11 protein-coding genes are annotated in these 13,502 nt (G+C 64.9%); 5 read left to right on the forward strand and 6 right to left on the reverse strand.

The genetic code is table 11. The features are described 5' to 3' along the window. Window positions 1–19: 19 nt before the first annotated feature. Window positions 20–1,144, forward strand: a complete 1,125-nt coding sequence (gene dprA / locus AZF01_RS13795) for a DNA-processing protein DprA (RefSeq protein WP_024708369.1) — start codon at window positions 20–22, stop codon at window positions 1,142–1,144. Window positions 1,145–1,213: 69 nt separating this feature from the next. On the opposite strand, the gene AZF01_RS24480 is transcribed toward dprA, so the two are convergent. After that, window positions 1,214–1,555, reverse strand: a complete 342-nt coding sequence (locus AZF01_RS24480) for a hypothetical protein (RefSeq protein WP_244435560.1) — start codon at window positions 1,553–1,555, stop codon at window positions 1,214–1,216. 346 nt (window positions 1,556–1,901) lie between these two features. On the opposite strand from AZF01_RS24480, the gene topA reads away from it, so the two are divergent. From topA to AZF01_RS13815, 3 genes are all read left to right on the forward strand, one after another. Next, window positions 1,902–4,574: a type I DNA topoisomerase gene (gene topA, locus AZF01_RS13805; protein WP_024708367.1), complete on the forward strand. Its 2,673-nt coding sequence runs from the start codon at window positions 1,902–1,904 to the stop codon at window positions 4,572–4,574. Between the two features lie 47 nt (window positions 4,575–4,621). After that, complete coding sequence (gene rnr, locus AZF01_RS13810) at window positions 4,622–6,886, forward strand: ribonuclease R (RefSeq protein ID WP_081725788.1); 2,265 nt, start codon at window positions 4,622–4,624, stop codon at window positions 6,884–6,886. A gap of 294 nt (window positions 6,887–7,180) precedes the next feature. Then, a complete protein-coding gene (locus tag AZF01_RS13815) occupies window positions 7,181–7,627 on the forward strand; it encodes a DUF983 domain-containing protein (RefSeq protein WP_024708365.1) in 447 nt (148 codons plus the stop codon). 538 nt (window positions 7,628–8,165) lie between these two features. Here AZF01_RS13815 and pdxY read toward each other — a convergent pair. From pdxY to AZF01_RS13830, 3 genes are read right to left on the reverse strand one after another with little or no spacing between them, the layout of a single operon-like run. Further along, the gene (gene pdxY / locus AZF01_RS13820) at window positions 8,166–9,014 is read right to left on the reverse strand and encodes a pyridoxal kinase (protein ID WP_024708364.1); all 849 of its coding nucleotides are present in this window, start codon (window positions 9,012–9,014) and stop codon (window positions 8,166–8,168) included. Next, window positions 9,011–9,691, reverse strand: coding sequence for an MOSC domain-containing protein (locus AZF01_RS13825; RefSeq protein WP_024708363.1), 681 nt, complete (start codon window positions 9,689–9,691; stop codon window positions 9,011–9,013). Before AZF01_RS13825 ends, pdxY begins: the two co-directional genes overlap by 4 nt. Then, on the reverse strand, window positions 9,688–10,386 hold the full coding sequence (locus tag AZF01_RS13830) for a glutamine amidotransferase (RefSeq protein WP_024708362.1): 699 nt from the start codon (window positions 10,384–10,386) through the stop codon (window positions 9,688–9,690). Before AZF01_RS13830 ends, AZF01_RS13825 begins: the two co-directional genes overlap by 4 nt. A gap of 88 nt (window positions 10,387–10,474) precedes the next feature. Here AZF01_RS13830 and AZF01_RS13835 point away from each other — a divergent pair, with 88 nt between their 5' ends. Beyond that, a complete protein-coding gene (locus AZF01_RS13835) occupies window positions 10,475–11,890 on the forward strand; it encodes a PLP-dependent aminotransferase family protein (protein WP_024708361.1) in 1,416 nt (471 codons plus the stop codon). A gap of 1 nt (window position 11,891) precedes the next feature. On the opposite strand, the gene bioB is transcribed toward AZF01_RS13835, so the two are convergent. Together bioB and AZF01_RS13845 are read right to left on the reverse strand one after the other, a co-directional pair. Beyond that, a complete protein-coding gene (bioB, locus tag AZF01_RS13840; protein ID WP_024708360.1) occupies window positions 11,892–12,881 on the reverse strand; it encodes a biotin synthase BioB in 990 nt (329 codons plus the stop codon). Next, window positions 12,878–13,435 (reverse strand): biotin transporter BioY, encoded by a 558-nt coding sequence (locus tag AZF01_RS13845; protein WP_024708359.1) that lies wholly within the window; start codon window positions 13,433–13,435, stop codon window positions 12,878–12,880. The genes bioB and AZF01_RS13845 overlap by 4 nt, the downstream gene beginning before the upstream one ends. Window positions 13,436–13,502: the final 67 nt, after the last annotated feature.

The raw sequence follows: 13,502 nt of genomic DNA on the forward strand, positions 1-13,502 counted from the left end.
ATAAAAGGGAAGCCGCCCGTTGAGCCCTTCCGGCATTTCGCTATCAGAGAGCCAGCGCATCGCCTGGCTCAGGCTGATCAGAAGCGACAATGTCGGCCCGGCGACCTTTCGCGAACTCATCAATCATTGCGGCAGCGCCGAAAAGGCGCTCGATATGCTGCCCGAACTCGCAAAGCGCGGCGGCGCCATGAAGCGCATCCGCGTTGCCAGCATTGCCGATGCCGAACGCGAGATGGAGGCGGCTGCCCGCCACAACGGGCGCTTCGTTGCCATCGGCGAACCTGACTATCCGCCCGCCTTGCGCGCGATCGACGGCGCGCCGCCGCTTCTGGCCATGTGCGGCAGCGGCGAGACGGCGACGCGGCCGACGCTCGGCATTGTCGGTGCGCGAAACGCCTCGGTCGCCGGCGCGAAATTCGCGGCCATGATTGCGGCGGCGGCGGCCGGCGCGGGCTATACGGTGGCTTCGGGCCTTGCCCGCGGCATTGACGCCGCCGCCCACCACGCAAGCCTGAAGCACGGCACGCTTGCCGCCCTTGCCGGCGGCCTTGACCGGATCTATCCGCCGGAAAACACCGAGCTCTATCACCGGATCTGCAGGGAGGGTGGCGTTGCCATCAGCGAAATGCCTTATGGCTGGGAGCCGCGCGCGCGGGATTTTCCCCGGCGCAACAGGCTGATTGCGGGTTCCGCGCTCGCCGTCGTCGTCGTCGAGGCCGCCATGCGCTCCGGCTCGCTGATCACCGCGCGGCTGGCCAACGAGGCCGGCCGGCTGGTGCTCGCCGTTCCCGGCTCGCCGCTCGATCCGCGCGCCCAGGGCAGCAATGGCCTGATCAAACAGGGCGCGATGATCGTCTGCTCGCCCGAGGATGTGCTGGAGGCGCTCGCGCCGCTGTCAAACCTTGATCTGCCGTTTACCGGCAACGCCGGAGAGGAGCCCGAGCCGGAGGGCGAGGCCCCCTCCGAACCGGCCGAGAACGATCGCCAGCGCGTTGCCGAGGCGCTCGGCCCGAGCCCCTGCGAGATTGACGACCTGATCCGGTTTACGGGAGTGAATGCGGCCACCGTTCAATTGATCCTTCTGGAACTCGATCTCGCCGGCCGGCTGGTCCGCCACCCAGGCGGACGGATATCTCTTGCGTGATCGACTGTTCATTTTCGATCAAAAAGGTATCACAACAACTACCCTGAATTGAAACTAAATATCAGACTTCTACTTTCTATTTACCTTCGTGATCAGTTGCGACTGAACTTCACCCGCCTCAAGATAGGCCATGTCGATCAGGTAGCATAAAATTTCCGTCCCTTCCTTGTCAGAAAGGCGACGCAGCTGGCCAAGTATCTGCCTTATATATATAATTTCGTCTTCCGTCAGTCTTCTTTCATTATCGTTCCCGGAGATGTTCGCTGGCATGTATTCACCCATAAGCCTTACCTGGCCGTTGTCTCGCCATGACTTCGTCTTGTTTTGAACAATACCGCTCCAGCGCGGGATTGCAATTGATAAAGGTATTGTCTTGCGGTTGTCATTGGTTGTATTTGCGTGAAAATCCACAACGGCCCTTGACCGGACGCCAAACCCTGTCCATTTCGACACACGAAGGAACCGGCACGAAGGTCGGGTTTGCACTGCCCCCCGTTTTCGCGGTAAAGGCAGTGCCGATCGAGCTTGAGAGAACGCTTGCGACGACAGGACCGTGGACTTCTGCCACGCCTTTTCGCACCAGCGTCATCCCGGCACACGCTGACGGAAAATGCCGACCGCGCTCCCGCTGACGGCCTTCCAAAACGCGCTGGCAAGACAGGCGGAGGCCCGCAGGCTTCTCCCGCTCTGTTGACCGCGCCGGGGAGGCAGCCGAAGATGCGCGCGAGAAGGCACAGACAGAATTGAGACGGAAGACATGGACGTAGTCGTTGTAGAGTCCCCCGCCAAGGCGAAGACCATCAACAAATATCTGGGCAAGGACTACAAGGTTCTGGCGTCTTTCGGCCATGTCCGCGACCTTCCGCCGAAGGACGGGTCTGTGCTGCCGGACGAGGACTTCGCCATGTCCTGGAAGGTCGACACCGCCTCTGCCAAGCGGGTGAAGGATATCGCCGACGCGGTGAGGGATGCCGATGGCCTCATTCTGGCGACCGACCCGGACAGGGAAGGCGAAGCGATCTCCTGGCATGTGCTTGACCTGTTGAAGAAGAAGAAGGTGCTGAAGGACAAGCCGGTCAAGCGCGTCGTCTTCAACGCCATCACCAAAAAGGCCGTGCTCGATGCCATGGCCAACCCGCGCGACATCGACGAGGCGCTGGTCAACGCCTATCTCGCCCGCCGCGCGCTCGATTATCTCGTCGGCTTCAACCTGTCGCCGGTGCTCTGGCGCAAGCTGCCGGGCGCCCGCTCGGCCGGCCGCGTTCAATCCGTGGCGCTGCGTCTCGTCTGCGACCGCGAGAGCGAGATCGAACGCTTTGTCCCGGAAGAATACTGGAACATCGTCGCCGACCTGAAGACCGTGCGCGGCGATGCGTTCGAGGCGCGGCTGGTGCAGGCCGACGGCAAGCGCGTCCAGAAGAATTCGATCAAGGACGGTGAACATGCCGGTCGCATCAAGGAGTTGCTCGAAGGCGCGACCTATTCGGTGGCAAGCGTCGAGGCGAAGCCCGTGCGCCGCAATCCCGGCCCGCCCTTCACCACGTCGACGCTGCAGCAGGCGGCCTCGTCGCGCCTCAGCTTTTCGGCATCGCGGACGATGCAGGTGGCGCAGCGGCTCTATGAAGGCGTCGATATCGGCGGCGAAACCGCCGGTCTTATTACCTATATGCGTACCGACGGCGTTTCCATGGCCCCGGAAGCCATTGCCGGCGCGCGCGACGCGATCGGCGATCAGTTCGGCCAGCGCTACCTGCCGGCCGAGGCGCGCCACTATTCGGTGAAGGCCAAGAACGCGCAGGAAGCGCATGAGGCCATCCGCCCGACCGATTTCACGCGTACGCCGCAATCGGTGAAGAAATATCTCGATGCCGACCAGTTCCGCCTCTACGACCTCGTCTGGAAGCGCGGCATCGCCAGCCAGATGGCATCGGCCGAGATGGAACGCACCACGGCCGAGATCACCGCAGCTAAGGGCGGCGAGAGCGCGGGCCTGCGCGCGGTCGGCACGGTGGTGAAATTCGACGGCTTCCTCAAGGCCTATGCCGACAATCGCGAGGAAAAGCAGCCTTCCGACGAGGATGAGGATGACGGCCGCCTGCCGGAGATCAATGCCGAGGAGAAGGTCGACAAGGAGAAGGTCCGCGCCACCCAGCATTTCACCGAGCCGCCGCCGCGCTATTCGGAAGCCTCGCTGATCAAGAAGCTGGAAGAGCTCGGCATCGGCCGCCCCTCGACCTATGCCTCGACGCTGGCGACGCTGCGCGACCGCGAATACATCGTCATCGAGAACCGCAAGCTGACGCCGGAGGCCAAGGGACGGCTGGTAACGGCCTTCCTCGAGAACTTCTTCAACCGCTACGTGGAATATGATTTCACGGCGGATCTGGAAGAAAAGCTCGACAGGATTTCCGACGGTTCGCTGGAGTGGAAGCAGGTCCTGCGCGACTTCTGGAAGGATTTCTTCGCCCAGATCGAGGACACCAAGGAGCTGCGCGTCACCAATGTGCTCGATGCGCTCAACGAGGCGCTGGCGCCGCTTGTCTTCCCCAAGCGCGAGGACGGCTCCGATCCGCGCATCTGCCAGGTCTGCGGCACCGGCAAACTGTCGCTGAAGCTCGGCAAATACGGCGCCTTCGTCGGCTGCTCCAACTATCCGGAATGCAACTTCACCCGCCAGCTCGGTGCGGATGCGGATGCCGAGGCCAACGGCATCAACCCGAACGAACCCAATGTGCTCGGCGAAGACCCGGAGACCGGCGAAACCGTGACGCTCAGGACCGGCCGTTTCGGCCCCTACGTCCAGCGCGGCGAAGGCAAGGAGGCCAAGCGCTCCTCGCTGCCGAAGGGCTGGAAGCCGGAAGACATCGATCTGGAAAAGGCGCTGCAGCTTCTCGCGCTGCCGCGCGATGTCGGCCCGCACCCGGAAGACGGCAAGATGATTTCCGCCGGGCTCGGTCGCTATGGCCCCTTCGTGCTGCATGACGGCACCTATGCCAATGTGGAAAGCATCGAGGATGTGTTCTCCGTCGGCGTCAACCGCGCCGTCTCGATCATCGCCGACAAGCGCGCCAATGGCGGCCGCAGGCGCTCCGCTCCTGCCGCGCTGAAATCGCTCGGCGAACATCCCGATGGCGGAGGGGAAGTCACCGTCAATGACGGCCGCTACGGCCCCTATGTCAAATGGGGCAAGATCAATGCCACGCTTCCCAAGGGCAAGGACCCGCAATCGGTAACCATGGAAGAGGCCGTTCCGCTGCTGACAGCGCGCATGGAAAAGACCGGCGCGAAAAAGCCCGCCAAGAAGAAGGCTCCGGCCAAGAAGACGGCGGAAAAGAAGACAACCACCAAAACCGCTTCGGCAACCAAGAAGGCATCGGCTTCGAGAAAGAAGAAGACCGATGAGGCCGAGGCCGAAAAGAGCGACAGTTGAGCGCAAAACCCAGGACCGGCACGGGCGCAGAAAAGCCCGACGCAATCATGCACGGCGAAGTGCCGCCGCGCGACGTTCTCTTGAAGTTCATCGCCGACAATCCCGACCGCGCGTCCAAGCGCGAGATCGCCAAGGCCTTCGGCATCAAGGGCGCGGCCCGCGTCGCGCTGAAGGACCTTCTGCGCGACCTTGAGGACGAGGGGCTCCTGCAGAAGAAGCGCAAGAGCCTCGTCCGTCCCGGCGCGCTGCCGCCCGTTACCGTGCTCGACATCACCACCCGCGACAAGGACGGCGAGCTGATCGGCCGCCCGGCCGAATGGCCGGAGGAGGAAGGGGCAGCCCCTGCCGTCCTCATCCGCCAGTCCGGCGGCGGCAAGAACGGCAAGCGCAAGGTGCCGACGGCTGGCCTCAACGACCGCATCGTCGCCAAGATCTTCCCGTCGAAATCGGAAACCGGCCCGGCCTATACTGCCCGCATCATCAAGGTGATCGACAAGCGGCGCGCGGCAGCGCTGGGCGTTATCCGCATGTTCGACGACGGCTCGGCGCGGCTGATGCCGATCGACCGCCGCGACAACGAGATCGCCATTGACGAGACCGCGCTCAACGGCGCGAAGGACGGAGACCTTGTCGAGGTCGATGTCAGGCGTTCGGGCCGCTACGGCCTGCCGCGCGGCGAGGTGCTGACGATCGTCGGCTCGCTGGCTTCGGAAAAAGCCGTGTCAATGATCGCCATCCATGCGCACGGCATTCCGCATATCTTCCCCAAGGATGTGATCGACGAGGCGGATGCGGCAACGCCCGCGACGATGAAGAACCGCGAGGACTGGCGCGACGTGCCGCTTGTGACCATCGACCCGGCGGATGCCAAGGACCATGACGACGCGGTTTATGCCGAGCCCGACACGCGGCCCGAAAACGAGGGCGGCGTCATCGTCACCGTCGCGATCGCCGACGTTTCCTACTATGTGCGCCACAAATCCGCGCTCGACCGCGAGGCGCTGAAGCGCGGCAATTCCGTCTATTTCCCCGACCGCGTGGTGCCGATGCTGCCCGAACGCATCTCCAACGACCTCTGCTCGCTGCGCGAGGGCGAGGATCGCCCGGCCATGGCCGTGCGCATGGTGTTCTCGAAGGATGGCCGCAAGGCGTCCCACACGTTCCACCGCATCATGATGAAAAGCGCGGCGAAGCTTTCCTACAGCCAAGCCCAGGCCGCGATCGACGGGACGACCGACGACAAGACCGGCCCGTTGCTGGAACCCGTGCTGAAGCCGCTCTGGACCGCCTACGAGACGATGAAGCGCGGGCGCGACCGCCGTCAGCCGCTGGAGCTCGACATGCCCGAGCGCCGCATCCTGCTGAAGGAGGACGGCACGGTGGACAAGGTGGTGGTGCCGCCGCGCCTCGATGCGCACAAGCTCATCGAGGAAATGATGATCCAGGCGAATGTGGCGGCTGCCGAGACGCTGGAGAAGAAGCGCCAGGCGCTGATCTACCGCACCCATGACGCGCCCTCCCTTTCCAAGCAGGAGAGCCTGCGCGAATTCCTCGCGACCCTTTCCATTCCGCTGGCCAAGGGCGGCAATCTGAGGGCCAATTCCTTCAACGGCATCCTGTCGAAGGCCGAACAGTCGCCGCAGAAGGACCTGATCAACGAAATGGTGCTGCGCTCGCAGAGCCAGGCCGTCTATTCGCCGGAAAATGGCGGGCATTTCGGCCTCAACCTGATGAAATATGCGCATTTCACCTCGCCGATCCGCCGCTACGCCGACCTGATCGTCCACCGCGCGCTGGTCGCCGCCCTGCACCTTGGCGAAGGCGGACTTGAGCGCGAGGAGGAAGAGCAGCTCGACGATATTGCCGCCGAGATCTCCACCTTCGAACGCCGCGCCATGGCCGCCGAGCGCGAGACGGTCGACCGGCTGATCGCCCATCATCTGGCCGGCCGCATCGGCGAGAGTTTCGATGGCCGCGTTGCCGGCGTCACCCGCTCCGGCCTGTTCATCGCCCTGCCCCAATACGGCGCAGACGGCTTTGTGCCGGTCTCCACCCTCGGCGGCGATTATTATGTGCATGACGAGGTGCGCCAGGCGCTGGTCGGCGAGCGGTCCAATCTCGGCTACCAGCTTGGCGACACTGTCGAGGTGCAGCTTGTGGAGGCGATCCCGCTTGCGGGCGCGCTGCGCTTCGAGATGCTGTCGTCCGGCCGCAAGCTCCCGGCCCCAACCCGTTCCTTCCACAAGTCGAAGACCGGCCGCCCGATGCGCGGCGGCGGCGCGGGACGGCGCAGCGGACGCGGCCGGCGGTAGACCGGGAGATAGCCTTATCCGGACTTTTGCAAGAATTATCGCATAAAGATGGCGGCCGGTCGCGCCGCCTGACGGGCGGCGGCTGCTGGACCAACGGCAACGCCACGGTCTGCGCCGCGCGGTAAGGACAGTCTCGGCTGTACCTGTTTGATATGCACCGGCCTCCCCCACTAATCTCCCCCCTTGAGGGGGAGATCCGGTGGCATTGCCCATGCCGCATACCCGCCACAGTCACTCCCGCACCATTGCGTTTCGTCAGACTTTCGGGATAAATCGGGCCTCACGGAGGACATCATGCCCGAACAGGCCGACGACAATCACCGCCGCTATGGCGAAACGCCCGCCGACGAGCGCCGTCTCGCGCCCGCCATGCTGACGGGCCTCAGGGGCCGCTGCCCCGCCTGCGGCAAGGGAAAGCTGTTCTACAAATATCTGAAGACCGTGGACCACTGCGAGAACTGCGGCACGGAAATCCACCACCACCGCGCCGACGACCTGCCCGCCTATCTCGTCATCCTCGTGCTCGGCCATTTCATGGTCGGCGGCTATATGACCGGCGCGGAACTGTTCGACGCGCCCGACTGGGTGCATCTCGCCGTCTGGGTACCGCTCACGGCGCTGGCCGCCTTCGCCCTCATCCAGCCCATGAAGGGCGCCGTCATCGGCCTGCAATGGGCGCTGAAAATGCACGGGTTTGACGGCAAGGGACGGGAAGAGGCGGTGGACTATTCCGAGCGCTGAGTCATTGTGCGGGCTTTCGATCAACGGATATTCCGCCCATGTTCCGTTGTTCGATACAGGGCGTCTTGCGCAACCTAGAGCGCCGTGCGTCCATTCGGACGCACAAAGGACGTTCTAACCTATTTTATCTACGCATCGTGCTTTCCGAAAATCGATTCCGATTTTCGGGCCGATGCGCTAGCTGACAGAACAGATCACAACCGTACGATCGATTTCAATCCTGACTGGTTTCTCCCGAGATCGGCCCGCCCGCCCCGAGCTGCTTCCGCAAGGCCGCGCATCCGAACCTCCTTGTTGAAAGGGCTGCCGTCCTCGAATGCCAGGAGGCGCTGTTGTGGGAGCACGACTTTGAAAAGCGGCAAACACCGGTCTTGAGAGAGGTGGCGGGACGCGCACGGATTGACGACATGCTTTCGACGGAGATTGTCAGAAAGAGACGGGGACAAACCGGCTGGCGGCTGGACCTGTCCAGACACTGGCTTCTGGCGCACACCGGCCGACCTTCGGCATGTCGATGATGGACGGGGAAAAGCCCCTTTTACGGCGCCGCAAGCGTCAGAAGCGCGCGACGGAACTCCGGTTCGCTGAGCACAACTTCGCCGGCGCCGAGGGCACAGGCGTGGTCCAGCGCGCGCGATGTGAGGCGCTGCGCCACCTCGACGCTTTGCGTCAGGGGAAATCCGCGCGCGAGCCCCGCGACGATCAGCCCGGCGAACAGATCGCCCGTTCCCGGAAGCGCGACCGGCAGGTGCTCCGCCGGATGACGGCTTGCGCCGGCGGCTCCGAGAATGACGCTTTCGATATGGCCGTCGGGCGTATCTTCGAGCGCGCACCCCGTGGCGATAAGATGGGCTTCCGGCGCGATGCGGAGAAAGGCTCGCGCGGCTTTGAGGTCCGCCATGGTCGCGATCGGCTGCCCGGTCAGCCAGCTCAGTTCGAACGGGTTCGGCGTCGCGATATCGGCCATCGGCAGCAATCGGTCGCGCATGACGTCGGCAATGGCCTCCGGCACATAGAGGCCAGGGCCTGTGTCGCCCATCACCGGATCGCAGAGATAGACAAGGCGCGGATTGACGGCCTTGGCCTCGGCCACGAAATCCGCGACCATCAGCGCCACGTCGAGCGAGCCGATATAGCCTGTCAGGATGAAATCCGCGCGCTCCGGCAGGCCGCGCTCGCGTGCGCCCTGCAACAGGTCCGAGAAGAATTCCGGCGGCAGCGCCCGCCCGCGCAACGTCGGATAGTCGGGCGTGTTGGAGAAGATGACCGTCGGGATCGCCGCCACCTCCAGCCCAGCCGCCTGCATCGGAAACACGGCTGCGGAATTGCCGACATGGCCGAACACGACCTGACTCTGGATCGATATCACGAAGGGAGGAGAGGTCATGGCGTGCCGTCCAGTCTCTTGCGCCAATCTTCCACCCGGCCGCTCTCGAGCCGCCGGACCGCATATTTCCGCCAGCCTTCGGCCAGCACGTCGAGGGCTGCGATGCCCTTCAGTTCGTTCAGGTTCAGCCGGTCGACATAAAGCGCATGCCAGAGCCGGTGGAGCGTCCAGTCCGGCGCGACGCGGTCGACGAGCGCGAGTCGGTCTCCCGTCTTCACGAGGCCGTCTTCCAGCACGCGATAATACCAGCCGGTGCGGCCGGTTTGCTGCACGCGGCGGGCCATGTCGGGCACTTCAAAACGATGATTGAGTTTCCAGCAGGGCTGTCGCCCCTGCGAGACCTGCAGGAGTGCCGTGCCCAGCCGGAAAACATCCCCCACCGCGACGGTGTTTTCGGTCGGGCCGGATGCCGAGATGTTCTCGCCAAATCCGCCGGGAGCGCCAAGCGCCGGTAGATCGCCGAGTTCTTCACGCCAGAGCGGATAATGATCCAGCGGATAATGATGCACCGCCTTTTCGACGCCGCCATGGACCCGTCGGTCGGCCTGCTCGTCGCCTTCGAACCCTTCCGGGCCGAGGCGAAGCGGCCTTTCCACCGGCGCCTTCATGATGCCGCTTTGCGCGTCGCTTCCCGGCAGCGGTTTAGCGCGGCCAGTCAGGAGGGTGATCACGGTCATGCCGGCAAGTCCTGCAGCCATGCGCGGAGCATGGATTGGCCGGCATGCCTCAGCGCCGGACCATGCGCGATGGCGTCGCGACGCAGGCTGGCCGGCTCGATGCGGGCCTCAGCCAGTTCCACGCTGTGGCCGATGAGCCAGCGCTCAAAGGTGGGCATTTCGCCTGCTTCGGGGTGGAATTGCAGCGCCAGAACAGTTGCGCCCATGGCAAAGGCCTGCGTCGCTGAGACCGCCGTTCCTGCGAGACTGTCCGCTCCATCCGGGATATCGAAGGCTTCGCCGTGCCAGTGGAGAACGGGCACATCCCAAAGGTGACGAAGCGGGCTGTTGATGCCGGCATCTGTCAGCGTCAGGGCGGAAAAGCCAATTTCCTTGCGGGGCATTGGGGCGACCTTCGCGCCCAGCGCCGCCGCCATGAGCTGCGCGCCAAGGCAGATGCCAAGTGTCGGGCGGCGGGCGGCAAGGCGCGGGACCAGCCAGTCGCGCTCTGTCTTCATGCAAGGATAAGCATCGGCGTCATTCACCCCGATCGGACCGCCGAGCACCACCACGAGATCGGGGTCGCGCGAGTCCGGCAAGGCATCGATGCCAGCTTCGACATGGTTGATACGGTAGCCTTCTTCGTCAAGCACCGGGCCAAAGCTGCCAAGGTCCTCGAAAGCGAGATGGCGCAGGATCAGGGCGGATTTCGACATGGGGGCCTCTTGCGTTTTTCCATGTGTCTCGCGAATATCCGGCCTGAACAAAAGTGCCAGTTTTGAAACTTTGGATAGGCCGGTTGTGATGGCATCGGAGCCGCTTGCGCTGGATATCGAGAAGGAGCCTTCCGGCCCGCTGTTTCTGGCGATTGCCGACGCGATCACCCGCGACATCATGCGTGGCCGCCTGAAGCCAGGCGCCCGTCTGCCGGGGACGCGGGCGCTGGCGCGCCAGCTCGGCGTTCACCGCAATACGGTTGACGCCGCCTACCAGGAGCTCATGACGCAGGGCTGGCTCCATGCGGAACCCGCACGCGGCACATTCGTCGCCGAGGATCTGCCCGACAGCATGGCGGAGCCGGTCTCCGTGTCCGTGCCCCCTGAGCCCGCAACCGTCCGCCTGCATCTCGCCTTCAGCGACGGCGCGCCCGATCCGAGGCTGGTGCCGGACAAGGCGCTGGCGCGCGCCTTCCGCCGTGCATTGCTGTCGCCGGCCTTCCGCGGCGGGGCGGATTATGGCGATGCCCGGGGCACGCCGGTCCTGCGTCACGCGCTGTCGTCCTATCTCGCCTCGGACCGGGGCGTGGTCGCCGATCCGGCGCGGCTGCTGATCACGCGTGGCAGCCAGATGGCGCTGTTCCTGGCGGCCAGGGCGGCGGTGAAACCCGGTCAGGCGATTGCCGTGGAAGAACCCGGCTACCCGCTGGCCTGGGAGGCCTTCCGGGCCGCGGGCGCTGCCGTGCGTGGCATTCCCGTCGATGCGGGCGGGCTGTCGGTCGCGGCGCTTGAGGCAGCGATTGAAAGCGATCCGCGCATCGCGGCGGTCTATGTCACGCCCCATCACCAGTATCCGACCACGGTGACCATGGGCGCGGCGCGGCGGCTGCAGCTTCTGGACACCGTCGAGCGTCACGGCATCACGCTGATCGAGGATGACTACGATCACGAGTACCGCTTCGAAGGGCGCCCGGTCCTGCCGCTTGCGGCCCGGGCCCCGGCAGACCTGCCGCTGATCTATGTGGGTTCGCTCTCCAAACTGCTCTCGCCCGGTATCCGCCTCGGCTATGCCATGGCCCCGGAGCCGCTGCTGACCCGCATGGCGGCCGCCCGTGCGGCCATCGACAGGCAGGGTGACGCGCCGCTCGAGGCCGCGCTGGCGGACCTGATCCGCGACGGCGATCTCGGCCGCCATGCGAGGAAGGCCCGTCGCATCTACCGGGCCCGGCGCGATGTCCTGGCGGCGGCTCTGTCAGCGCATCTGGACGGGCGGATCATGTTCGACAGCCCTGCGGGCGGGCTGGCCCTGTGGCTGCGGTGCGTGGACGTCTCCGCCGACACTTGGGCAGAGCGGGCCGGTGCGGCAGGGCTTGCGCTGATGCCCGGAACACGCTTCGCCCTTGATCGTCCAGCGCCGCAAGCCCTTCGTCTCGGCTATGCGGCGCTGGACGAGGGGCAGATGGCCCGGGCGGTGGATATCCTCGCCCGAAGCCTGCCCGATTGAACTATTCGGCCGCCATGGCGGAGCCTTGCGGCCTGGCGGGCGCCACATGCATGCCGAGCCGTTGCAACAGGTCTTGGTCCTTCCAGGCCGCGGGGTTGCCGGTCGTCAGCAACTGTTCGCCGACGAAAATGGAATTCGCGCCGGCAAGGAAGCAGAGCGCCTGCAACGCGTCGCTCATCCCCGTGCGACCGGCGGAAAGCCGCACCACGGAGGCCGGCATCAGGATGCGGGCGAGCGCCACGAGACGGACGAGCGCGAACGGATCGACCGGGCTTGCGGTTTCCTGCACCGGCACGCCCTCGACCGGGTTCCACAGGTTGACCGGCACACTGTCGGGATGGGTGGGCAGGGTCGCGAGCGTCACCAGCATGGCGATGCGATCCTCTTCCGTTTCGCCCATGCCGACGATCCCGCCGCAACAGACCCTGATGCCACCCTTGCGCACATGCTCGACCGTCTCCAGCCGGTCCGCCATCGTCCGCGTGGTGGCGATCTCGCGGTAATAGTCCGGCGCGGTATCGATATTGTGGTTGTAGAAATCAAGCCCGGCCGCCTTCAGCCGCGCCACCTGATCCGGTTTCAGCATGCCGAGCGTCATGCAGGTTTCGAGCCCGAGTTCCGAGACGCCCTGCACCATGGCGCAGAGCCTGTCCATGTCGCGGTCCTTGGGGCTGCGCCAGGCAGCCCCCATGCAGAAACGCTGCGCGCCCGCGTCCCTCGCGCGCCGGGCGGCTTCCAGCACATCGTCGGTCGCCATCAGCTTGGTCGCCTTCACGCCGGTCTGGTGGTGGGCCGATTGCGAGCAGTAGCCGCAATCCTCCGGGCAGCCGCCGGTCTTGATGCTCAAGAGGCTCGCCGTCTCGATCGCGGTCGGGTCGAAATGGGCCCGATGCAGGGACTGCGCCCGGTGGATCAGGTCGGGAAACGGAAGGGCATGGATCGCTCGCGCCTCGTCCATGGTCCAGTCGGTTCTGATCTTGGCGTCGGTCATGCCGCGCGACCTTTGAGGCGGCCGAGGCCGGTGATCAGGGCGACCGCCAGCGCGATCTTGATCAGATCGCCGAGGATGAACGGAGCGAGGCCGGCGGCGATCAGGCCGGTGGCCGGCACGAACAATGCGAGCCATGCCAGGCCGAAGGCATAGACCACGGCGAGACCGGCGAGCATCGCCAGCGCCAGCCACATCGGGCCATTCGCTTCGGCCAGCCTGCCGACCACGAGGGTCGAGAGTAGATAGCCGATGAGATAGCCGCCGGTCGGCCCTGCCATGTAGGCAAGTCCGATCCCGCGCTCCGGTGAGCCGGAAAACACCGGAAGGCCCATCGCCCCGGCACCGAGATAGGCGGCCATCGCTGCAAAACCGAGCCGGGGACCGAGAGCCGCAGCCAGAAAGAACACCGCGAGCGTGTGCAGTGTCATCGGCACGGGCCAGAACGGGATCTGCACCTTGGCGCCGATCGTGATCAGTGCCGCGCCGAAGAGCGTGAGGGCGACACCGCGCCAGAGTGATGTCGGGCGGGCCAGAGAAGGGGTGAGCAAGGCCATGTGGCTGTTCTCCGAAGATAGGTTTCGACACTATCTATAATTCCGGAGTCATCCTCATGCGATCAAT

The organism is Martelella sp. AD-3, assembly GCF_001578105.1.
Classification (GTDB): Bacteria; Pseudomonadota; Alphaproteobacteria; order Rhizobiales; family Rhizobiaceae; genus Martelella.

Coding starts and splice junctions, on each gene's coding strand:
- bioB (WP_024708360.1), bottom strand. CDS start 12,881: ATGACCGACGCCAAGATCAGAACCGACTGGACCATGGACGAGGCGCGA.
- topA (WP_024708367.1), top strand. CDS start 1,902: ATGGACGTAGTCGTTGTAGAGTCCCCCGCCAAGGCGAAGACCATCAAC.
- rnr (WP_081725788.1), top strand. CDS start 4,622: ATGCACGGCGAAGTGCCGCCGCGCGACGTTCTCTTGAAGTTCATCGCC.
- pdxY (WP_024708364.1), bottom strand. CDS start 9,014: ATGACCTCTCCTCCCTTCGTGATATCGATCCAGAGTCAGGTCGTGTTC.
- AZF01_RS13815 (WP_024708365.1), top strand. CDS start 7,181: ATGCCCGAACAGGCCGACGACAATCACCGCCGCTATGGCGAAACGCCC.
- AZF01_RS13845 (WP_024708359.1), bottom strand. CDS start 13,435: ATGGCCTTGCTCACCCCTTCTCTGGCCCGCCCGACATCACTCTGGCGC.
- AZF01_RS13825 (WP_024708363.1), bottom strand. CDS start 9,691: ATGACCGTGATCACCCTCCTGACTGGCCGCGCTAAACCGCTGCCGGGA.
- AZF01_RS13830 (WP_024708362.1), bottom strand. CDS start 10,386: ATGTCGAAATCCGCCCTGATCCTGCGCCATCTCGCTTTCGAGGACCTT.
- AZF01_RS13835 (WP_024708361.1), top strand. CDS start 10,475: ATGGCATCGGAGCCGCTTGCGCTGGATATCGAGAAGGAGCCTTCCGGC.